General features: G+C 48.0%; 23 protein-coding genes and 2 riboswitches. Of the genes, 21 read left to right on the forward strand and 2 right to left on the reverse strand.

Going from position 1 to position 20,896, the window contains the following annotated elements:
• Positions 1-36: 36 nt before the first annotated feature.
• From AF331_RS04625 to AF331_RS04710, 18 genes are all read left to right on the forward strand, one after another.
• Positions 37-735, forward strand: coding sequence for a phosphoadenylyl-sulfate reductase (locus tag AF331_RS04625; protein WP_053427787.1), 699 nt, complete (start codon positions 37-39; stop codon positions 733-735).
• 13 nt (positions 736-748) lie between these two features.
• On the forward strand, positions 749-1,810 hold the full coding sequence (locus AF331_RS04630) for an inorganic phosphate transporter (protein ID WP_152915570.1): 1,062 nt from the start codon (positions 749-751) through the stop codon (positions 1,808-1,810).
• Positions 1,811-1,832: 22 nt separating this feature from the next.
• Positions 1,833-2,972, forward strand: coding sequence for a sulfate adenylyltransferase (gene sat, locus AF331_RS04635; RefSeq protein WP_053426974.1), 1,140 nt, complete (start codon positions 1,833-1,835; stop codon positions 2,970-2,972).
• A gap of 9 nt (positions 2,973-2,981) precedes the next feature.
• Positions 2,982-3,575 (forward strand): adenylyl-sulfate kinase, encoded by a 594-nt coding sequence (gene cysC, locus AF331_RS04640; RefSeq protein ID WP_048003716.1) that lies wholly within the window; start codon positions 2,982-2,984, stop codon positions 3,573-3,575.
• A 12-nt stretch (positions 3,576-3,587) separates the two neighbouring features.
• Positions 3,588-5,198, forward strand: coding sequence for a nitrite/sulfite reductase (locus AF331_RS04645; RefSeq protein WP_053426975.1), 1,611 nt, complete (start codon positions 3,588-3,590; stop codon positions 5,196-5,198).
• 14 nt (positions 5,199-5,212) lie between these two features.
• Entirely contained in the window at positions 5,213-5,434 is a 222-nt protein-coding gene (locus AF331_RS04650; protein WP_053426976.1) for a DUF3906 family protein, read from the forward strand.
• A 20-nt stretch (positions 5,435-5,454) separates the two neighbouring features.
• Complete coding sequence (gene cobA, locus AF331_RS04655; RefSeq protein WP_053426977.1) at positions 5,455-6,222, forward strand: uroporphyrinogen-III C-methyltransferase; 768 nt, start codon at positions 5,455-5,457, stop codon at positions 6,220-6,222.
• Positions 6,209-6,976, forward strand: coding sequence for a sirohydrochlorin chelatase (locus AF331_RS04660; protein ID WP_235576312.1), 768 nt, complete (start codon positions 6,209-6,211; stop codon positions 6,974-6,976). Before cobA ends, AF331_RS04660 begins: the two co-directional genes overlap by 14 nt.
• Entirely contained in the window at positions 6,957-7,511 is a 555-nt protein-coding gene (locus AF331_RS04665; protein ID WP_152915537.1) for a precorrin-2 dehydrogenase/sirohydrochlorin ferrochelatase family protein, read from the forward strand. Before AF331_RS04660 ends, AF331_RS04665 begins: the two co-directional genes overlap by 20 nt.
• Positions 7,512-7,615: 104 nt before the next feature.
• Entirely contained in the window at positions 7,616-8,470 is an 855-nt protein-coding gene (locus AF331_RS04670; RefSeq protein ID WP_053426980.1) for an alpha/beta fold hydrolase, read from the forward strand.
• A gap of 163 nt (positions 8,471-8,633) precedes the next feature.
• Positions 8,634-8,735: riboswitch (purine riboswitch) on the forward strand.
• A gap of 93 nt (positions 8,736-8,828) precedes the next feature.
• A complete protein-coding gene (locus AF331_RS04675; RefSeq protein ID WP_053426981.1) occupies positions 8,829-9,416 on the forward strand; it encodes a xanthine phosphoribosyltransferase in 588 nt (195 codons plus the stop codon).
• The gene (locus AF331_RS04680) at positions 9,413-10,720 is read left to right on the forward strand and encodes a nucleobase:cation symporter-2 family protein (protein WP_053426982.1); all 1,308 of its coding nucleotides are present in this window, start codon (positions 9,413-9,415) and stop codon (positions 10,718-10,720) included. The genes AF331_RS04675 and AF331_RS04680 overlap by 4 nt, the downstream gene beginning before the upstream one ends.
• 178 nt (positions 10,721-10,898) lie before the next feature.
• The gene (locus AF331_RS04685) at positions 10,899-12,455 is read left to right on the forward strand and encodes a long-chain-fatty-acid--CoA ligase (protein ID WP_053426983.1); all 1,557 of its coding nucleotides are present in this window, start codon (positions 10,899-10,901) and stop codon (positions 12,453-12,455) included.
• Positions 12,456-12,552: 97 nt separating this feature from the next.
• The gene (locus AF331_RS04690; RefSeq protein ID WP_053426984.1) at positions 12,553-12,942 is read left to right on the forward strand and encodes a VOC family protein; all 390 of its coding nucleotides are present in this window, start codon (positions 12,553-12,555) and stop codon (positions 12,940-12,942) included.
• Between the two features lie 277 nt (positions 12,943-13,219).
• Positions 13,220-13,873, forward strand: coding sequence for an ABC transporter permease (locus tag AF331_RS04695; RefSeq protein WP_053426985.1), 654 nt, complete (start codon positions 13,220-13,222; stop codon positions 13,871-13,873).
• Positions 13,874-13,889: 16 nt separating this feature from the next.
• On the forward strand, positions 13,890-14,882 hold the full coding sequence (locus AF331_RS04700; RefSeq protein ID WP_053426986.1) for an ABC transporter ATP-binding protein: 993 nt from the start codon (positions 13,890-13,892) through the stop codon (positions 14,880-14,882).
• A 4-nt stretch (positions 14,883-14,886) separates the two neighbouring features.
• Positions 14,887-15,624: an ABC transporter permease gene (locus AF331_RS04705; RefSeq protein ID WP_053426987.1), complete on the forward strand. Its 738-nt coding sequence runs from the start codon at positions 14,887-14,889 to the stop codon at positions 15,622-15,624.
• 41 nt (positions 15,625-15,665) lie between these two features.
• Positions 15,666-16,553, forward strand: a complete 888-nt coding sequence (locus tag AF331_RS04710; RefSeq protein WP_235576313.1) for an ABC transporter substrate-binding protein — start codon at positions 15,666-15,668, stop codon at positions 16,551-16,553.
• A 34-nt stretch (positions 16,554-16,587) separates the two neighbouring features.
• Here AF331_RS04710 and AF331_RS04715 read toward each other — a convergent pair whose 3' ends face one another.
• A complete protein-coding gene (locus AF331_RS04715) occupies positions 16,588-17,130 on the reverse strand; it encodes a CBO0543 family protein (RefSeq protein ID WP_053426988.1) in 543 nt (180 codons plus the stop codon).
• A gap of 111 nt (positions 17,131-17,241) precedes the next feature.
• Positions 17,242-17,727, reverse strand: a complete 486-nt coding sequence (locus AF331_RS04720; protein ID WP_053426989.1) for a YusW family protein — start codon at positions 17,725-17,727, stop codon at positions 17,242-17,244.
• A 124-nt stretch (positions 17,728-17,851) separates the two neighbouring features.
• A riboswitch (purine riboswitch) is annotated at positions 17,852-17,951 on the forward strand.
• Positions 17,952-18,021: 70 nt separating this feature from the next.
• Here AF331_RS04720 and AF331_RS04725 point away from each other — a divergent pair.
• The 3 genes from AF331_RS04725 (at position 18,022) to AF331_RS04735 (ending at position 20,879) form a co-directional block, all read left to right on the forward strand.
• On the forward strand, positions 18,022-19,194 hold the full coding sequence (locus tag AF331_RS04725; protein ID WP_053426990.1) for an MFS transporter: 1,173 nt from the start codon (positions 18,022-18,024) through the stop codon (positions 19,192-19,194).
• A gap of 108 nt (positions 19,195-19,302) precedes the next feature.
• On the forward strand, positions 19,303-20,346 hold the full coding sequence (locus AF331_RS04730; protein ID WP_053426991.1) for a nitronate monooxygenase: 1,044 nt from the start codon (positions 19,303-19,305) through the stop codon (positions 20,344-20,346).
• Complete coding sequence (locus tag AF331_RS04735) at positions 20,343-20,879, forward strand: AAA family ATPase (RefSeq protein WP_053426992.1); 537 nt, start codon at positions 20,343-20,345, stop codon at positions 20,877-20,879. The genes AF331_RS04730 and AF331_RS04735 overlap by 4 nt, the downstream gene beginning before the upstream one ends.
• Positions 20,880-20,896 lie beyond the last annotated feature (17 nt).

Here is a 20,896-nt window from a genome sequence, read left to right on the forward strand (position 1 = left end):
CTTTTTCTTTTGGGCATGAGGAAAGCGGTGATCAACGTGTTGACACACGAGAATTGGAAAGAACATGATCAGGACTTCGAGGTTGATCCCACCTATAAAGGGGCTTTGAACGTATTGGAGTGGGCATATGGGCATTATGGTGACAGGATTGTGTACGCATGCAGCTTCGGGATCGAGGGGATGGTCCTGATCGACCTCATCTACAAGGTGAATCCCCGTGCAAACATCGTCTTCCTGGATACAGATGTACACTTCAAGGAGACGTACGAAACAATCAGAAAGGTACAAGAAAAGTACCCTTCCCTTCAAATCGAGATGAAAAAACCCGCGCTCACCCTTGAGGAACAAGCTGCTCAATTCGGGGATCGATTATGGGAAACACAGCCGAATCAGTGCTGTCAGATCAGGAAGCTCGATCCGCTGAAGGAGGTGCTTTCAGGAGGGGATGCCTGGATTTCAGGGCTCAGGCGCGAGCAGTCACCGACGCGGAAAGATACACAGTTCATCAATAAAGATGACAAGTTCAAGTCCGTCAAGATCTGTCCACTGATCCACTGGACATGGAAGGATGTATGGAGATATGTCCATAAACACTCCCTTCCATATAATGAGCTGCATGATAAAGGCTACCCGAGCATCGGATGCTTCCATTGTACGGCCCCTGCTTACGATATGAATGATTTGAGATCGGGCAGATGGACAGGCAAAGGCAAGACGGAATGCGGGCTACACTAGGAGGGCAGACATGCTGGAAATCATCGCCATCATCATCAGCTTATTCTTTGCCATGAATATCGGGGCAAGCGGCGCGGCTGCCACAATGGGGGTCGCTTACGGATCGGGTGCCATCAAGAGAATGAAAGTTGCCCTTATCATCTGTTCCATCGGGGTCCTTGCCGGTGCAGTCCTCGGAGGTGGTGAGGTTGTCAAGACCATCGGGTCGGGAATCATTCCATCGAGCATCCTGACATCGAAGTTAGTGATCATCATTCTTTTATCGGCTACCTGTTCCCTTTTCATTGCCAACCTGATGGGCATTCCCCTTTCGACAAGTGAGGTGACAGTCGGTGCCGTAGTCGGAGTAGGTGTAGCGTATCAGGTTCTATTCATAAAATCCCTGTTCACCATCATGGTGTTCTGGGTGATTGTCCCGTTCACGGCGTTCATTCTTACATGGTTGCTTGCAAAAGGGTTATATGGACTCGAAAAGCGGGGATGGGCATTCAATCATACATGGATCGGGTACGTTTTGATACTCGCGGGCTTCCTGGAGGCCTTCTCGGCAGGCATGAACAATGTGGCCAATGCCGTGGGGCCACTGGTGGGGGCCGGCATGTTGAAGGCGGCACCGGCCGTTTGGCTCGGTGGAGCGTTTGTGGCAGTAGGCGCGCTTCTATTGGGTGCCAAAGTAGTAGAAACGAACGGCAAGAAGATTACGAGGTTTTCAAAGCCTGAAGGAATCCTCATCTCAAGCGTCGGTGCAGGCTTGGTGATCACCAGTTCGATCTTCGGGCTTCCCGTTCCACTGGTCCAGGTGACGTCTTCTTCCATTATAGGACTCGGAACCGCGAGGAATGGAAGGGAGGTCATCCAGAGCGATATCGTGAAGAAGATCGTGAAAATTTGGATTGTTTCACCGCTTGTGTCATTGAGCATTTCTTATTTCCTAGTAAAGCTTTTGGTCGATTATGACATTTATTCCATCATCATTCCCGTTTCGGTCATGATTGCGACAATAGGGGCATTATCCTTGATGAAGGCGATCCGAAAAGAAAAACGGGCCGTTCATGAAGATGGTGGAGGAATCTGATTCTATTGAAGGAGGAAACATAATGAGTTTAGAACCACATGGAGGAATACTTGTACAATCATATGCACCGAAGGAGGAAGTTGAGACCATTGAAACGGAGATCCCCCTCGATGAGATCTCGTTGAGTGATCTCGAATTGATCGCGATAGGAGGATACAGTCCCATAAATGGTTTCCTGCAAGAAGCCGATTATGAGAGTGTTGTCGAGAATCTGAGGCTTGCCGATGGGACCGTCTGGAGCATCCCGATCACCCTCCCGGTGGAACAGGAAATCGCCAATCGCTTAACGGTCGGGAGTAAAAGCAGGCTGGTATACGACGGGACAACATACGGATCGATCGATGTACAGGAAATCTTTACTCCCGATAAAGAAAAAGAGGCGTTGCTCGTTTATGGAACCACAGACCTTGAGCACCCCGGAGTCAAAAAGCTTTTCCACCGTGGCCCCATCTATGTGGGAGGGGAAATCACCCTACATAAGCGCTTGAGTAAACCATTTGAAGCTCACTCATTCGATCCTGTGGAGACGAGGGCGGCTTTCAAGGAAAAAGGGTGGGAGACAATCGTTGGATTCCAGACCCGGAACCCGGTTCATCGGGCTCATGAATATATCCAAAAGACGGCTCTTGAAACAGTGGATGCCTTATTCCTCAATCCCCTCGTCGGAGAAACGAAGTCGGATGATATCTCGGCATCGATCAGGATGGAAAGCTATGAGGTCCTTCTCAAAAACTATTATCCTACGAACCGTGTGTTCCTGGGGGTATTCCCGGCAGCCATGCGGTATGCAGGACCCCGCGAAGCCATCTTCCACGCGCTGGTGAGGAAGAACTATGGCTGCACCCATTTCATCGTGGGACGTGATCATGCCGGGGTCGGGGACTATTACGGAACCTATGATGCACAGAAGATTTTCGAACAATTTTCGGAAAGTGAGATCGGCATCGTTCCATTGAAATTCGAGCACAGCTTCTACTGTCAGAAATGTGAAGGCATGGCAACGACGAAAACATGTCCCCACGGAAAAGAGGACCGGGTCATCCTGTCGGGAACGAAGGTGCGTGGGATGCTGAGGGCAGGGGAAGTCCCTCCAAGCACCTTCTCGAGACCGGAAGTCATCAAGGTGCTCATCGACGGTTTGAAGAAGGAAGAATCACAGTAAGGAGGAGAGATCATGTCTGATATCGTTTGGCATGAAAGTGCCGTAAAAAAAGAAGACCGCCGAAATAAAAATGGCCATGGCAGCTTCATCCTTTGGTTCACGGGGCTATCTGCCTCTGGAAAGTCATCGGTTGCCAATGCCCTGTCCCATCGACTATTCCAAGAAGGAAAGCAAGTGTATGTACTCGATGGGGACAATGTCCGCCACGGATTGAATGCAGACCTCGGCTTCAATGAAAGGGACCGAAAAGAAAATATCCGCAGGATCGGTGAAGTATCGAAGCTATTCGTGGATAGCGGTCAAATCGTCCTCACGGCTTTCATCTCGCCTTACAGAGAAGACCGTGCCGTGGTGCGCAGTCTCGTCGGTGAGGGAGAGTTCCTTGAGGTGTATGTTCATTGTCCACTGGATGAGTGTGAAAAAAGGGATCCAAAGGGGTTATACAAAAAAGCGAGGAATCAGGAAATCCCGAATTTCACAGGGATCAGCGCCCCTTATGAGGAGCCGGAGAATCCTGAAATCACGTTGAACACAAAAGAACATTCGATAGACGAGTGCGTTGAACAGATCTGGAATCATCTTCAAGTAAAACAATTGATTTAAGGAGTGGAGAGCATGGCTTATCAGAAGCACTGGGAACAAAATGAGAAATTGAACAAAACCGAACAATGGAAGCTTGAGCGCGATGGGTTGACCATACTGGAGGATATTCCTGAGTACGCTAAAAACGGATTTTCTTCGATCCCGAAGGAAGAGTGGGATAAGTTCAAATGGGCAGGCCTGTATTTGCAACGTCCAAAGGAAGATGGCTATTTCATGATGAGGGTCAATGTCCCCTCCGGCATCCTCACGTATGATCAAGCCGTCGAACTCGCGGCCATCTGTAAAGAGTATGGTCGTGATGTGTATGACATCACGACGCGACAGGCAATCCAGTTCCACTGGCTGAAAATCGAACAGATTCCCGACATCTTCGAGCGTCTTGAAAAAGTCGGCCTTTCCTCCGCAGGTGCTTGTGGTGACATCACAAGGAATATCGTCGGTAATCCATTGACGGGTATCGATCCGGATGAACTGTTCGATACGAGGGAAATCGTGAAGGAAGTGTATGACTTCTTCCAGCTCAATGAGGATTTCTCAAATCTTCCAAGAAAATATAAGCTGTCCATCTCTTCGAACATCAACAACGCATCCAATGCTGAAATCAACTGTGCATCTTTCGTTCCGGCCACCAAGGTCATTGATGGAAAGAAGGTGGCAGGATTCCACCTGAAGGTTGGGGGCGGACTGTCTGCCAGACCATTCCTTGCCGAGACGCTGGATGTATTCATCGAACCTCATCAGGTAAAGGACGTAACGATTGCTGTAACCACGATCTTCAGGGATTTTGGATACAGGGAGAAGAGGCATCTCGCCCGTTTGAAGTTCCTTGTTGCCGACTGGGGACCTGAAAAGTTCAAAGAAAAACTACTGGAGTATGTCGAGCTACCTGATGGCGGAGAGGATGCCGTTACGGGATGGAACGCAGGCTACTTTTACGGAGTAAAGCCTCAAAAGCAAGAGGGGCTGAACTATGTGGGGTTGAATGTGCCGGTGGGCAGACTCAGTTCCGACGAAGTGCTGGAGCTTGCAAGGATATCGAAAAAGTACGGGAACGGTGAAATGCGAAACTGCAACTCACAGAATCTCATCATTCCGAACATCCCGGATGAGCATGTGGACGCACTGTTGGCAGAGAAAATATTCGACAGGATTTCCACAAGCCCGTTATCCTTCATAGGCTATTCCGTGTCCTGCACTGGAATCGAATATTGCAATCTTGCCCTCGTCGAGACGAAAGAGAGAATGAGAAGGATCGCCAATGAACTGGATCGTGAACTGAGCCTTGATGTGCCGGTGCGCATGCACATGGTCGGATGTCCCAATTCATGCGGGCAGAGACAAATTGCCGATATCGGTCTTCAGGGGATCAAGATGAGGACAAAGGATAAAAAGATGATCGAGGCATTTGAAATTTATGTAGGCGGGACACTCCAAGATGGAGGGACATTGAATGAAAAGCTGAAGGGGAAAGTCGAAGCCGAACAGCTATCAGATGTGGTGAAGGGTCTCCTGATCCACTTCAAGAATACGAAGGAACCGGGGGAAGCCTTCTTCGATTACGTAAATCGGGTAGGTACAGCCGATCTTCAGCAGTCACTTGACGGGTTGCTTCAAGAAGCTTAAAGGGGATGAAATGAATGAATCTTTACCGATTTGAAGTAACGACTCCGACATTTGTTACCCCTGTCGTTGTCGCAGCAGACTCTGATGAAAAAGCGTTTGATCTTGTAGAGATCGAGTTGGAGAAATATTTTCTTAAGAAACCGGAAATCGTGGATATTTCGCTTTATGAGAAAAGGAGATTGCGAGGCGGAGGAGCGGCATTCGTCCTCCATGAGAAGGAAACCATCATAAAGTAAACACTGAAGGAGGAGATCCAATGGGGAAAGTATATTTAGTTGGGGCCGGGCCAGGGGATCCGGACCTTCTGACCATCAAAGGGCTGAAAGCCATCCAGCAGGCCGATGTGATTCTTTATGATCGACTGGTGAACAAAGAGCTCCTAACCCATGCGAAAGAAGGGGCCGATCTGATTTACTGCGGGAAATTGCCTCATTATCACACGATGAAGCAGGAAACGATCAACCGTTTTCTCATTAAATATGCATCGGGATCCAAGGTAGTAGTCAGACTGAAGGGCGGAGACCCGTTTGTGTTCGGAAGAGGTGGAGAGGAAGCAGAGGCACTAGCTGCTAAATCCATCCCGTTCGAAGTGGTGCCCGGCATCACTTCGGGCATTGCCGCTTCTGCTTATGCGGGTATCCCTGTCACCCACCGTAATGTGAGCGCAAGCGTCGCATTCGTCACCGGTCACGCACACGGGGAAGAAGATGAAGAGAAATGGGAAGGCCTTGCCAAGGGTGTCGACACCCTTGCAATCTACATGGGGGTCGGCAACCTCCCCTTTATCCGGGACCGCCTGATCCGCTACGGTAAATCTCCCGAAACCCCGGTTGCCCTTGTTCATTGGGGCACGACGGATGTACAGAAGACGGTCACCGGAACGCTCGCTGATATTGTCGATGTGGTGAAGAAAGAAGGCGTGCAGAATCCGAGTATGATCATCGTCGGGGAAGTCGTCCGTTTCCGTGAAAAGATCAAATGGTTCGAGAATATGCCGGAACCGGCCATCAGTGAGGCATTATAAAATGCAGAAAGCCGTTTTATATGTCTGTCACGGAAGCCGTGTGAAGGAAGCGAGGGATGAAGCCGTCGACTTCATCACCTCGTGCAAAGTCCATGTAGACGCAGAGATCCAAGAAATCAGTTTCCTTGAACTTGCAGAACCATCCATCCAGGAAGGGTTCGCTGCCTGTGTGGAGAGAGGCGCCACACACATCGCCGTCGTACCACTCCTTTTACTGACGGCCGTTCATGCAAAAAAAGATATCCCGGGTGAGATTGATAACTGCATGGAAGCGTACCCCGAGATATCCGTAAGCTACGGGCGTCCGATCGGGGTGCATGACAAGATGATTGAAAGTGTGATCCTCCATTTGAGTTCAATGGTTGATCACGTTGTGCTAATCGGAAGGGGAAGTTCCGATCCGGCAGTCAAACGTGATCTCGGCACCATTGCAGAGAAGGTACGTCAGCGTTCCGGAATGAAAACAGTCCAGACGTGTTTTCTGACAGCGTGTGAACCATCCTTCACAAGGGCACTGGAAGATAGGTCAGACACAAGGGAGCCGGTCCTTTTCATTCCGTACCTCCTGTTCACGGGCCTATTGATGAAAGAGATCCAAATGAAAATCAACAGGATCGGAAATCCCCATCTTCAACTTGGGAAGTATCTCGGATACAACCATCTGGTGAGGGAAGCATTCGTGGAGCGTACGCACGAAGCCCTTTCCAGTCCGCTCTATAGGAGGGGTGAGCAATTTGTTGCCGCTGATGCTTGATGTTACCGGGAAGAAGGTGATCGTCGCCGGCGGAGGGAAGGTTGCCCTGCGCAAGTTATCCATTTTCATGAAGGAGGGAGCGGAGATCACCGTCATCAGCCCGGAGGCATCTGAAGAAATCCAGCGACTTCATGAAAAAGGCGCACTCTTTTGGAAAAAAGCCGTCATTAAGAAAGAAGATTTGGAGGGAGCCCATTTTCTCATCGCTGCCACGAATGATCCCTCCACGAATGAAGCGCTATGCGGCATGGCGGATACAGGCACATGGGTCTGTGTGGCAAGTGACGGTAATAAGGGGAACATGCAGATGATGTCCTTCAAACGGGATGGGGAGCTCACCATTTCCGTTTCCACCTCTGGCTCAAGCCCCGGGCTGGCGAAAGAATTGTCCGGGATCCTCATGGACCGGTGCAAATCGATTGCGGAAAAGTTGCCTGTCATCAAAAAAGAGCGGGAGCGAATCAAGAATACCCTGCCAATGCAAGAGAGGAGGGAGCGGATTCGCTTTTTCATACAGGGACTCATGCGCCAATGAAAAACAGGAAAGCCGGTCTCCGGGGAGGCCGGTCATTTTCTTGTGGTGGAATATTTTGGGATGTGTTAGATTGGTAAGAGACGAATGAAAGAGGGGTAGTGGATATGAAGTACTTTGTTGAAGTAGTCGGAAGCGGACCATCCCCCCTCATATTCCTGCCCGGGACGGGATGGGGAGGGAATGTCGGCCAGTCCATTGCAGAAGCGCTATCCAATTCCTACACGGTCCATATGATCGACCTGCCAGGTATCGGGAGGGGGGAAGGTCTTTCAGGAAGGATTTCCATGAAAGATGCAGCCGGCTGGGTGAAGGGATACATGGATGAACAGGGCTGGAAAAGCGCCGCCATCATCGGTCACTCATTGGGAGGCGCCATTGGCTTATCAACAGCATCCTTTCATCCGGACCGGGTTGATAAACTGGTGCTCCTTGACATCGGATTTGCGCGGATTGAACGGTTTCCAGTCAGTATGTTCGGCACAACGGGATATTTCCTCCCTATCATCAGTGGGCTTCATCGCTTATTCGGACCAAGGTTTCTTGGACAGGATGGAGAGAAAAAAACAGATTCCAATGTGAAAACCGAAGAAGAAATGGTATCACTGATCTCAAGCCTCGAACTCAACGATGATGCGTTCATTCGAAAAGCGATCCTTTCCATGCAGGAAGCTTCCCCGTCGGGAATCGGTCTTCTCCTGGCCCTTTATCGATATCATATGCCAAAAGCAATGAAGGGATTGTCCACACCGACCCTCGTGTTATACGGAAACCGTGAAGGGAAAGAATCAAGGATCCAACGAAGGATATTACGCCAGGTTTCAAAATATCAGAACCAGCATCCTTCATTCAAAGCACTCGTTGGTGGGCACTATGCCCATATGAGTGACGATCGTTCAATCGGGTACATAAGGGATTTTTTATTCACTAGCGAACAAGTTCAGAAAAGTGAAATACGATGAAATCATGAATGGATTCTGATTTATGTAAGATAGATGATTCGATATCCTGCATCTATTCATAGAGCCAAACCACAGTGTTTGCGAACAATAACTTGGAAATACTCCCGAATGTTAGGAAATACACCTTTACAAATCGTTTTTTTACCGATATAATCCGTACTATCAACTACATAAAAAGCACACTCATATAACGGCAGGGATAGGGCCTGCAAGTTTCTACCGATTCACCGTAAATGAATCGACTATGGGTGAGCAATGCGGCGTATTTTTGCGCTTTCCTTTCATAACCCGAAGGCATTGTCTCACTCTGAGAGATGCTTTCGGGTTATTTCATTTTCAAAAAGGGAGCGAAGTCACATTGAAACTACTTCACAAGAAGATTGAACAAGAAGGCAAAGTATTATCAGATACAGTATTGAAGGTGGATTCGTTCTTGAATCATCAAGTGGATCCGCAGCTGATGAAGGCAATAGGGGAGGAATTCGCAGCTCGCTTCAGACAAGAGGGTATCACCAAGGTCCTCACGATCGAATCATCAGGGATTGCACCGGGTGTGATGGCTGCCATGGAACTCGGGACGCCGTTGATCTTTGCCCGCAAAAAGAAGTCTCTTACTCTATCGGAAGGTCTCCTCACAGCCGAGGTCTATTCCTTCACGAAGCAGGAGACCAATACCATTTCCGTATCCACCCAATACCTCAAAGAAGGGGACAGGGTCTTGCTGATTGATGATTTTCTGGCGAACGGACAGGCTGCCCTTGGACTGATCGAGCTCGTGAAACAGGCCGGTGCACACGTGGCAGGAATCGGAATCGTCATTGAAAAATCCTTCCAAGAAGGCGGGAAACTCGTAAGGGAAACAGGTTACCGGGTCGAGTCGCTGGCTGAAATCGAGTCACTCAACGACGGGCAAGTCACCTTCAAAAAAGGAGCTGAAGTGTCATGAATCAATCATCTCTCAAGACCGCTTCCCTAGGGATTCAGCACGTACTCGCCATGTACGCGGGAGCCGTTATTGTCCCTCTAATTGTTGGGGGTGCCCTCGGTTTGACGGGCGAGCAACTCACTTATCTCGTGTCGATTGACATCTTCATGTGCGGGATTGCCACCCTGCTTCAGGTATGGAAGAATAAATTCTTCGGCATCGGACTTCCGGTCGTCCTTGGATGTACCTTCACAGCCGTCGGTCCCATGATCTCCATCGGAGCGAAATACGGAATCACAAGCATTTACGGATCCATCCTTGCTTCAGGTTTGTTCGTCATCATCATCAGCACGTTTTTCGGAAAGCTTGTACGGTTCTTCCCACCGGTCGTGACAGGTTCTGTCGTCACCATCATCGGAATCACCCTGATTCCCGTTGCCATGAATAATATGGCTGGTGGAGAGGGGAGCGCGGATTATGGTTCCATGGATAATCTTCTCTTGGCATTCGGGACACTGATCTTCATCCTTGTCCTTTACAAGATGTTCACCGGCTTCATTCGATCTGTATCCATCCTGCTGGGGCTCGTGGCAGGAACCATCGCTGCCATGTTCATGGGAAAAGTCAATTTTTCAGAAGTAGGGGAAGCATCATGGTTCCATATGGCACAGCCGTTCTACTTCGGCATGCCGACCTTTGACATCGCCGCCATCCTGACCATGATCCTTGTGGCCATGGTCAGCCTGGTAGAATCGACGGGTGTCTATTTCGCCCTCGGGGATATCACGGACCGGAAGCTTAGTGAGGAAGATCTATCCAAAGGGTACCGGGCAGAAGGGCTTGCCATCTTCCTCGGTGGGATCTTCAACGTCTTCCCATATACCGCGTACTCCCAAAACGTCGGGCTTATCCAGCTTTCAGGCGTAAAAAAATCAAATGTGATCTATGCCGCGGCAACCTTCCTGATCATCCTGGGCCTTGTACCGAAGATCGGAGCCCTCACGACCGTCATCCCATCTGCCGTGCTCGGCGGTGCCATGGTGGCCATGTTCGGCATGGTCGTCGCATACGGCATCAAGATGCTCAGCAGGGTGGACTTTTCATCACAAGAGAATCTCCTCATCATTGCATGCTCCGTCGGGATGGGTCTCGGGGTCACCGCTGTGCCGGAACTTTTCTCAAAGATGCCCGAAGCGGTCCGCATCCTCACCGATAATGGAATCGTGGCAGGAAGCCTCATGGCCATCTTCTTGAATCTGTTCTTCAATGTCTTCTCCCTTCAGCGTGAGAAGAGGGTTGTGTTGCAGGAGCAAAAGGCGTCGTGATCCTTTATCCATTACCAGCACCTCTACATAAGTAGGGGTGTTTTTGTATGCATTCACACGACATAAACTTGTTCAGTAAAAAGGATAACGCTTACAAGCGTAGAATCTATAGGATAGATATCCATCTGCGCATCGCATCATTCAAGCCCTGGAAAGAGGGCGATCGAGGGGGAAGACGATGTACGCAACGACCGGAACGATGTTTGATCAAAGTGTGGAGAATTACAGGAACCAGGAAGCGATCGTAGAGGTGAAAAGTGGACGGCGGATGACATACGGACAATGGCAGGAAAGAGTCCACCAGATGTGCAATGCACTTCAGGCAGAAGGAGTGAGGAAGGGGGACAGGGTTTCGACCTTTCTGTATAATACCGAGCTGCTCGCGACCGTTTATTTTGCCTGCGGGAAGATCGGGGCCATCATCAACCCGATCAACTTTCGACTGAATTCAGATGAACTGGCCTTCATCATGCATGACGCCGAACCAAAGGTGTTCCTATTTGAAGAAGCACTTCAAAACGTCGTGGAAGGGATAGCACCGGATTTCGGTCAAACCGTCTTCTGGTATGAAGGGGGGAATCCGCCTGCTTTTTCAAAGCGTGTGAGCGACATGGCCTTTTCGACTCAATTTGAAAAGGTGGAAGTGGATGAAAATGATCCGTATGCGATGATGTATACGAGTGGGACTACGGGAAGGCCGAAGGGAGTTCTTCATCGCCACCGTGATGTGATGGAACAGGCATTGATCCTGACGGGTGTCATGGGATACCGGTCGGCTGATGCGGGATTGGTCACGGCTCCGATGTTTCATTGTGCTGAACTCCACTGTGCCTTCGTACCGAGGGTACTCGCAGGCGCAAAGAACGTCATCCTTCACCAATTCAATCCAAAGGGCGTTCTAGAAACAATTGAACGGGAGGGAATTACGACTCTTTTTGCAGCTCCGACCATGTGGAGTATGATGCTCGAAGAGGGGACCTCCCACTATAACACCTCGAGTCTCCGTAATGGGCTCTATGGAGCGGCCCCCATGGCACCTAGTCTTGTAAGGAAACTTCACGATGAACTAAAGATCGAGCTGATACAGGCCTACGGACAAACGGAGATGGGCCCGGCCATTGCGTTCCTTCTCCCCCATGAACAGCTTATCAAGGCAGGAGCGGCAGGAAAAGCGGCTTATCATCATGAGATACGGGTCGTTAAACCAGAGACGACGGGCCCGGCAGAACCGGAGGATGTCTGTGCGGTGGGTGAAATTGGTGAAATCATCGTGAAGGGGTCGTGCACGATGATCGGGTACCATGGTCGATCGGAAGCAACAGAACACGCTTTATATAAAGGATGGTATCACACCGGAGACCTTGGGTATGTTGACGGTGAAGGATACCTTTATATCGCCGACCGAATCGACGATATGATCATTTCCGGAGGGGAAAATATCTATCCAAGGGAAGTCGAGGATGCCTTGCATGCCCATGAGGGAGTAGGGGATGTCGCGGTCCTTGGAACACCGGATGAAAAATGGGGGGAAGTGGTCACGGCTGTCATTGTCCCTAAGTCGAACACGTTGACGGCTCAAGAATTGGATGACTATTTGAAGAATGGGAAGGTTCTTGCTGGCTATAAACGCCCACGGAACTATCGCTTCACCCCGTCACTTCCACGGAACGCCAGTGGGAAGATCCAAAAATTCTTGTTGAAAGAGACCCTGTCAAATGAGATACACACTAATTAAAACTATAATAATATTATGTTAACCAATATCGAATTCCATCATCCTTTCAATACATGATACAATGAAATGTATCATGTATTGAAAGAAGTGAATAAATATGATCACCTACCAGAGTCTTCACCATGTCAGTTTGGCCGTGACCGATCTCGAAAGGTCCAAGAAGTTCTACAAGGATGTCCTGTGCCTGGAAGAGACCGAACGTCCGGAGTTTGGCTTTCCAGGTGCTTGGTACGCCATAGGGAACCAGCAGCTCCATTTGATTGTCCATCCGACCTCTCAAACGATAAGGGAAGAGAAAGTGCTATCGAGTAGGGAAGGCCATTTTGCCCTGAGGGTGGACGATTACGACAGAACCTCGACATGGCTCAAGGAACACGGAGTTGAAATCCTGGAAAAACCTCAATCAAAAAGCGGATTTGCCCAGATCTTTTGTCAAGATCCCGATGGTAATCTGATTGAATTGAATGTAGATCAAAACGATTTATAGACAAAGCCTGAGAACCCTCTCATGATGGGGTTCTTTTTTTTGGTTCAGCAATTCTTCGGTTCTTGGTACAACTCGTGAAAATCCATATTTAGATCGAATCCGGTCTAATGGGCTTTTATAAAACATGTAATAAATTCTAACATAAACTGTGTGCTTATTTCCGAATAATTAGACACATCTATCCAATTAATGTTACGGTATTTAAGTGGAGTTCCGAAATTCGACAAATACAGCGTTGATTTTCGGTTGCTTTCAAAATAATAAAGGAGGATGAGATATGGAAAGATGGATAACGTTTCTTGATGTCAACGGTGCACGAATCGTAGATTTGACAATCGAACATGCGCTTCTTGTTGGATTGGCGATCCTCGTTGCTCTACTTATCGGCATCCCTTTAGGCATCTATTTGACGACCAATGATTATTTAGCAGAAACGATTCTTCAGGTCGCATCGGTCATGCTGACCATCCCGAGTATTGCATTATTTGGAGTCATGATTCCCATTTTTTCGATTATTAATCAGGGGATCGGATTTGTCCCCGCATTTGTTGCCCTCGTATTATATTCCCAATTGCCCATCATCCGTAATACATATACGGCGATTAAAAATGTAAGTCCCCAGATGCGTGACGCCGCCAAAGGGCTGGGCATGAAAACGCATCAACGACTATTCAAAGTGGAAATCCCCAATGCTTTCCCTCTTATCATGGCTGGAATCAGGACGGCAGTTGTCATGAATATCGGAATCGGAGTGATAGCGGCTTATATTGGTGCAGGTGGATTAGGGGTGCTTATTACTCAGGGGATCTCCCGCGGTGACAACTACCTGATCATCAGTGGATCGATTGCTGTTGCCATCCTTGCCATGATTGCCGATGGGATCCTGATGTACATCCAAAAACGATTTACACCTAAAAGCATATCTAATTGAAGGGAAAGTGGACCGAATGATCAAATTTGACCAAATTACGAAAACGTATGAAGGTAGTGTGACAGCTATCAATAAGGTCGATTTCAATGTAGATGAAGGCCATATCGTTGTGTTGCTGGGCCCATCCGGATGCGGAAAGACCACGCTCCTCCGAATGGTCAATCGCCTTGAGTCGATTTCAGAAGGAAAGATCTACATCAACGGTCAAGATTCCAGTGAACTGAATCCTATTGAACTAAGAAGGAAAATCGGGTACGTGATTCAAAGCAATGGACTTTTCCCTAATCTTACAATCGAAGAGAACGTCATGATCGTTCCTGATATGCTGGGCTGGAGTAAAGCACAAAAACGTGAGCGGTTCAATGAGCTCATGGATATGATCGGACTGGACCCCGACAAATACAGGAAGCGGTATCCTCATGAACTCTCGGGAGGACAGCAACAAAGAATCGGTGTTATTCGGGCACTCGCTGCAGATCCACCCGTCATGCTCATGGATGAACCTTTCGGGGCACTTGATCCGATCATACGTGAGAAGATTCAGGATGAATTCCTACAAATTCAGCGGAAGGTAAAGAAGACGATTCTCTTTGTCAGTCATGATATTGATGAAGCTATTAAAATGGCTGATCGAATCGTTCTATTAAAAGGCGGGGAAATCATGCAATATGATTCTCCTTCAGAAATGCTCGTACGCCCCAAAAATGAATTTGTGTATGAATTCTTTGGGAAAGACAGGGCCATCAAAAGTCTCAGTCTCCACACGATCAAAGACTTGAAAAAAATCATCGGACTCGTGGATATAGATGATAGCATTCAGGATACGAAAACGATTCACGTCGGGAACGATCTCCGCAATACCCTGTCCATGCTCTTGAATCAGGAAGCGGATCAAGTGATTGTCCTTGATGATAATGGAAATCGCTTAGGGGCAATTACAATTGATCGGGTCCAACAATATTTGCATTATGAGATAAAAGGTAAATCGATTCCTATGGAGGAAAGGTGATACGATGAAAAGAAAAAAACTGACGAGCCTCATCGTACGCTGCATCCTGTATGCTCTGGTGGCCCTGTTTCTTTTCTGGTCCATCAGAAATCATTATTATGATTACATCTTTACAAACAGCAGTACGTTTTTACTTCTTGTTAGACAGCATATCTCACTCGTGCTTGTTTCTTCTCTTTTGGCAATCGTCATCGCTGTCCCGATGGGGATCCTCATTACGAGGAAGTCATTTAGGAGGGCGGAATGGGTCGTGTCCAATACGGTCAATTTCGGTCAGACGATACCTAGCCTAGCCGTCCTGGCATTAATGATCAGCATATTGGGGATCGGTTTCAAAACAGCCGTATTTGCTCTTTTCATTTATTCTTTGTTACCGATATACCGGAATACGGTCGCAGGAATCGATTCAATCGATGAAAATCTTCTAGATGCTGCCAAAGGTATGGGAATGACCCGCGTACAAATTTTACTTAAAATCGAATTGCCCAATGCTGCCTATTCGATCCTTGCAGGAGTCCGGACGGCCATTGTTCTGAACATCGGAACGGCAGCCCTTGCTTATGTAGTCGGGGGAGGCGGACTGGGTGTCTGGATTTTCACAGGCATACAGCTCTTTGATAATGGCTACCTTATCTCTGGTGCCATACCGGTTACGCTACTGGCTGTCGGAGTCGACTTTGGGTTGAGGGTCCTTGAAAGCAAAATGATATCAAAAGGGATAAAGGCAACAGTAGAATCGTAATGATCGGAGGGAAGATGATGGTGAAGAAAAAATGGTTAGGCATGGTAGTCATGATGTCACTTACCTTGATCCTCTCGTCTTGTTCTTCTATCGGTGTCGGGGAAAAGAGAATTTCTGTCGGAGGGAAAAACTTCACTGAACAATATATCCTTTCGGAAATGACGGCATTTCTATTAGAAGATGAAGGCTTTAAGGTAAAACAGATGAATAATCTTGGTAGTACAGTTGTAAGGAAAGCGTTGGAAAATAATCAGGTTGACCTCATGTGGGAATACACCGGTACCGCCTTGATCACCTATATGGGGCAAAATCCTATAGCAGATCCCGACAAAACCTTTGAGAAAGTCAAAGATCTTGATGCAAAAAATAACATCCATTGGATGAATATGTCAAAAGTCAATAATACGTATGCGCTGGCCATGACAAAAGAAAAGGCGGATGAACTCGACATCCATTCGATCAGTGATCTTGGAGATTATATCAGCGCTCACCCGGATGAGCTCACGATTGCATCGGATGCAGAATTCGCCAATCGGAAGGATGGTCTTCCTGGTGTGGAAGAAAAATATGGATTTGATTTCGGCGCACAAAACATCAAACAGATGGATATCGGACTGACCCAAAGGGCACTTGATAAAGGCCAGGTCGACGTTTCCGTTGCATTTGAAACGGATGCGACGATCCGTGCATATGGTCTCGTGACACTTGAAGATGATAAACAATTCTTCCCTCCTTACCGTGCAGCGGTAAGTGTGAATAAAGAAGTATTGAAAAAGTACCCCGAGGTCGAAGAGATAACCGGACGACTTGCTGAAAAGCTAGATAGTGAGATCATGCGTGAGCTCAATTATAAAGTGGACATTGAAGGGAACAGTGTATCAGTCGTTGCGTATGAATGGCTCGTGGACAATGGCATGATTGAAGAATGAAAACAGCTCCTGTGCCTTGGCACAGGAGCTGTTTTTAACGAACGATGGTGTCACGCGCGGCAATGAAATCACACACCCATTTAATCACCAGTCCGACAATGAACAATAGAACGAAGGATGAGAAAGGATTCCAGTGATGGAGCTCATAAAACTGAAAATGGACGAAAATCGGCATGCCTATGAGTCCGATCAACGCACTGACCAGTAATAAAGTGATCAGATAAGCTTTCCACTTGGTAAAGTACTGATAGATCAAAGCATATACCACTGGAATCGTTATAAAATCTACGGCATTGAAACTTTCAAGGAATCCGATGAACTGATAGGGATAGCTCCAATAGCCGAAGTAGTTGCCAATTTCGTTCACAAGGGCAACCAGGAAGAAAGAAAATAGCAGGCAAAACGCACTCATGATAAAACGGGATCGGTCGATTAACACGATGAACACCAGAAAGAACAAGAGGTTTATGATGACAATAAACCACCAGTGTCCGCTGAACAGGTTGTCTTCCCTCCAGTAGGCCATTTCGGTCTGCATAAGGTGGTGCCGTGCTTCATTGACTGTATGCAAGGTCATCCTGATTACTCCTTTTTAGGAGTATCATGCACCTTAACGCTAGCAATTATACGAAATCAAGCGTAATCAATCTGAAAAGCGGGTCCCTGTGAGAGGTTTCCCGCTTTCCGATTATTGCTTCATGTCTTTGTATTCTTTTTCAGTGCCGTCAGGGAATGTCACTTCAAGTTCGAACTTTTCGTAATCATCCTTCAGAGAGAAGGTATCCTTCACTTGCTTCATGACGTCTTCATCAGAAGTATCTTTGTCAAAGTCAAGCTTCTCAAGCATAGGCGTAATCTTATCCATGGCTTTATCGCCTGAAAGCTTTTCGTCATTCATGTCGTCCTGGAAGCTCGCTTCCATTCCATCTTCATCGTTATCGTAATCCACTTCATAATCCTGATGATCGGCATAGTCCACATCAAGATCGAAGCTTGTGAAGGCGAATTTGTTATCCTGTGACGTATCAGTCATAGAATCATTTGAGGTATCTTTATTGGCGCTCTCATTTTCCTTGGGCGCATCTTTCGGCGGATCCTTGACTTCATCATTACTGCAACCAAACAGTAGAAGTGAGGCAGCGAATGCTGGTATGACAGCAGTTTTTAATTTCATGATCTTCTTCCTCCATTCGATGAGTTTCTCTTAGTATACCCTGATGTGGAATCGTGAATCCCCGATCGTAAGCTTTCGTGCTTTTGTACCATGGGTTGAAAGAGTGAAGGGAGTATGCTACTATATCCTAGGAAAATAAATACGTTGTATAACCTCAATAATATGGTTTGAGGGTCTCTACCAGGAACCGATAAATCCTGATTACAAAATTCTTTGCCTTTCATTTTGTAATCAGGATTTTTTGTGCTGTCATTTTCTGTGCAAAATGGAAGGCGTACAGAAAGGTGAAGGAATATGAACTGGAGAGTTTATGTATTGGCTGCATCCACATTTGCAGTCGGATTGGTCGAATTGATTGTTGGGGGAATTCTTCCGAATATAGCGGAGGGACTCGATATATCTTTAGGAAAAGCAGGTCAGCTCATTACGGTATTTGCACTGGCCTACGCCATTTCAGCCCCGTTATTGCTGTCCTTGACGGCCAAGGTGGAGAGAAAGAAGCTATACCTTATGGCACTTTCAGTCTTTACCGTGGGAAATATCATTACGTTTTTCAGCACAGATTTTACTTTGGTCATCATCGCCCGGATCATTACAGCCATGAGTACGGCTCTCGTGGTGGTCCTGTCCTTGACCATTGCGGCAAAACTCGTGAAACCTAGTCACCGAGCAAAGGCATTGGGCCTTGTTTTTGTCGGAATCAGCTCTTCCCTGGTCCTCGGTGTGCCGATCGGGATTTTCATGACGGAGACATTGGGTTGGCGATCGACATTCCTCGGCATCGCAATGCTATCAGCCATCTCTATCGTACTAAACGCGTTTCTTCTGGAGAAGATGCCGGTCGAAAAGGTGACGCCTTTGAAAGAACAATTCAAAGCGATCCTGCATCCTAAGGTATTCTCGGGACATCTTATCAGCTTATTCATGCTGGCTGGGCATTATATGTTTTATGCCTATTTTACACCCTATCTGATCGAGACATTTGATAGTTCACCAAAGGCAATCTCGATATTTTATCTGCTGATCGGACTTGCATCCGTATGCGGGAACTGGGTGGGGGGCTGGCTGAGCGACCGCATCGGGTCAAAGTCCATCGTCCTTGTAACGGTCCTGTTTGCCCTCGTGCTCTTTGCGATTCCGTTCACTACAGGGTTCATGCCGCTCTTCGTCGTCATGACAATCCTATGGGGTGGCCTCAGCTGGGCCCTTACTCCGGCACTTCAAAATTATCTGATCCAAACCGCGCCTGAAACGTCAGATATTCAGCAAAGCATCAATACGTCTGCCCTGCAGGTTGGTATATCCGTAGGATCGGCTCTAGGAGGTACTGTCGTCAGCTTATCCCATGATGTATCGCGCCTCGCAAGCTTCGGATCCATTTTAGTGGTGTTCGCCATCTTCAGCGCCATTTTCTCGTTGAGGCATGCCCCTTTGAAACAAAACGATTCGTTAAAGCAAGTTGGCTGATTATGACCCGCATCGTGGATGCGGGTTATTTTTTGTTGAAAAATAGAGGAAGCAGTCGAATCCGGGTCGAAGTGATACAAGGAAGGTTATAGGAAGGAATGGTGAAACATGAATCGGTTTCTGAAACGATTATCGTTGGAAAAACCCATCATCCAGGCCCCGATGGCTGGAGGGATCACCACGACGGAAATGGTGAAAGCGGCCATGGACGGGGGCATCCTCGGAAGTTTGGCTTCAGGATATTTGGCCCCCCAGACACTTGAAGAACAGATCCGGATCGTTTCTGACCATTCGGATCGTCCCTATCAAGTAAATGTATTCGTACCCGGCAATGGGAAAATCCCCGAAGATTCAGAAGTGAATCCCTGGGTGGCAAGAGTCCCTGCATCACAAAAAAGGGGGAATTTCATGACCATTGAGGAACAGTGGGCGGATTTTTACAAGAAGATCGATCTGATTCTTCAGTATAAAGTAAAGATGTGTTCATTCACGTTCCAACTGCCTCCTGTCAAGGTTGTACAACAATTGAAGAATGAAGGATGCATCCTGATGGGGACAGCTTCCACCGTGAATGAAGCTGTGCTGATGGAAGAAAGGGGCATGGACATGGTGTGCATGCAGGGGAGCGAAGCCGGTGGCCATCGGGGAGGCTTCCTTGAGGAGAATGGAGACTCCTCCATCGGGCTGATTGCATTGATCCCACAGACGGTAGATGCTATCGACATCCCTGTCATTGCTGCAGGGGGCATCACCGATACCAGGGGATTGAATGCCGCTTTGGCATTGGGCGCCGAAGGCGTTCAGGTCGGGACTCCTTTCCTTCTCTGTAAGGAGAGCGGAGCCCACCCTGTGCATAAGCAACGGATCATAGAGGCCAATAGTGCAGAAACAAGAGTGACTTCTTTGTTCACTGGAAAGAAGGCAAGAGGGATCGTAAATAAATGGATGATGGAGAACGAAGGGTATGAGCGATCGGTTCTTCCTTATCCTCATCAACACGTCTTGACTAAACCCATGAGACAAGAAGCAGCTCAGGCAGCTGCTCCTGCCCGCATGTCCCTGTGGGCTGGCCAGGGAATCGGTTCATTGGGCGAAGAGACGACCGTAAAAGAAGTGATTGCCAAATTTGATGGAAAGGAGGGGTTTGTATGATCATCATGATCAACGGAGCCTTCGGTGCAGGGAAAACCACGCTCGCCAACGCCCTTTGCAAAGAGCTCCCCGGCAGTATGATCTTTGATCCGGAGGAAGTGGGGTATATGCTCAGGAATGTGATCCCGGAGGAAAGGAAAAGGATCGAAGCTCCTGAGGGGGATTTTCAGGATCTGGACTTGTGGAGAGAACTGACTGTTGAAGTAGGAGGCCGCCTGTTCGAGAGGTATGGGACCGACCTGATCGTACCCATGACCATCCGCAAGCAGGAATATCTGACGGCCATAACCGAAGGCTTCAAGCAAAAGGGACAGGAAGTCATGCATTTCTGTCTCATGGCGTCTAAAGAGACCATCCATGAACGTCTGCGGAGTAGGGGTGAGGAAGAGGGAAACTGGTGTTTCATGCAAACGGATGCCTGCCTTCTTGCCTATGAAACGGGTGAATTCGGTACATATTTGGAGACAGAGGGTAAAACGATTGAAGAATTGACATCAGCCATCGTGGGAACTGTGCAGAAGCAAACCCTTTAAAGGATGAGGATGTATGG

Origin of the sequence: Rossellomorea marisflavi, assembly GCF_001274775.1 — a bacterium.
Lineage (GTDB): Bacteria > Bacillota > Bacilli > Bacillales > Bacillaceae_B > Rossellomorea > Rossellomorea marisflavi.

Coding starts and splice junctions, on each gene's coding strand:
- AF331_RS04670 (WP_053426980.1), top strand. CDS start 7,616: ATGAAGTACTTTGTTGAAGTAGTCGGAAGCGGACCATCCCCCCTCATA.
- AF331_RS04705 (WP_053426987.1), top strand. CDS start 14,887: ATGAAAAGAAAAAAACTGACGAGCCTCATCGTACGCTGCATCCTGTAT.
- AF331_RS04695 (WP_053426985.1), top strand. CDS start 13,220: ATGGAAAGATGGATAACGTTTCTTGATGTCAACGGTGCACGAATCGTA.
- AF331_RS04645 (WP_053426975.1), top strand. CDS start 3,588: ATGGCTTATCAGAAGCACTGGGAACAAAATGAGAAATTGAACAAAACC.
- AF331_RS04680 (WP_053426982.1), top strand. CDS start 9,413: ATGAATCAATCATCTCTCAAGACCGCTTCCCTAGGGATTCAGCACGTA.
- AF331_RS04735 (WP_053426992.1), top strand. CDS start 20,343: ATGATCATCATGATCAACGGAGCCTTCGGTGCAGGGAAAACCACGCTC.
- AF331_RS04690 (WP_053426984.1), top strand. CDS start 12,553: ATGATCACCTACCAGAGTCTTCACCATGTCAGTTTGGCCGTGACCGAT.
- sat (WP_053426974.1), top strand. CDS start 1,833: ATGAGTTTAGAACCACATGGAGGAATACTTGTACAATCATATGCACCG.
- AF331_RS04710 (WP_235576313.1), top strand. CDS start 15,666: ATGGTAGTCATGATGTCACTTACCTTGATCCTCTCGTCTTGTTCTTCT.
- AF331_RS04715 (WP_053426988.1), bottom strand. CDS start 17,130: ATGACCTTGCATACAGTCAATGAAGCACGGCACCACCTTATGCAGACC.
- AF331_RS04720 (WP_053426989.1), bottom strand. CDS start 17,727: ATGAAATTAAAAACTGCTGTCATACCAGCATTCGCTGCCTCACTTCTA.
- AF331_RS04685 (WP_053426983.1), top strand. CDS start 10,899: ATGTACGCAACGACCGGAACGATGTTTGATCAAAGTGTGGAGAATTAC.
- cobA (WP_053426977.1), top strand. CDS start 5,455: ATGGGGAAAGTATATTTAGTTGGGGCCGGGCCAGGGGATCCGGACCTT.
- AF331_RS04650 (WP_053426976.1), top strand. CDS start 5,213: ATGAATCTTTACCGATTTGAAGTAACGACTCCGACATTTGTTACCCCT.
- AF331_RS04730 (WP_053426991.1), top strand. CDS start 19,303: ATGAATCGGTTTCTGAAACGATTATCGTTGGAAAAACCCATCATCCAG.
- AF331_RS04725 (WP_053426990.1), top strand. CDS start 18,022: ATGAACTGGAGAGTTTATGTATTGGCTGCATCCACATTTGCAGTCGGA.
- AF331_RS04700 (WP_053426986.1), top strand. CDS start 13,890: ATGATCAAATTTGACCAAATTACGAAAACGTATGAAGGTAGTGTGACA.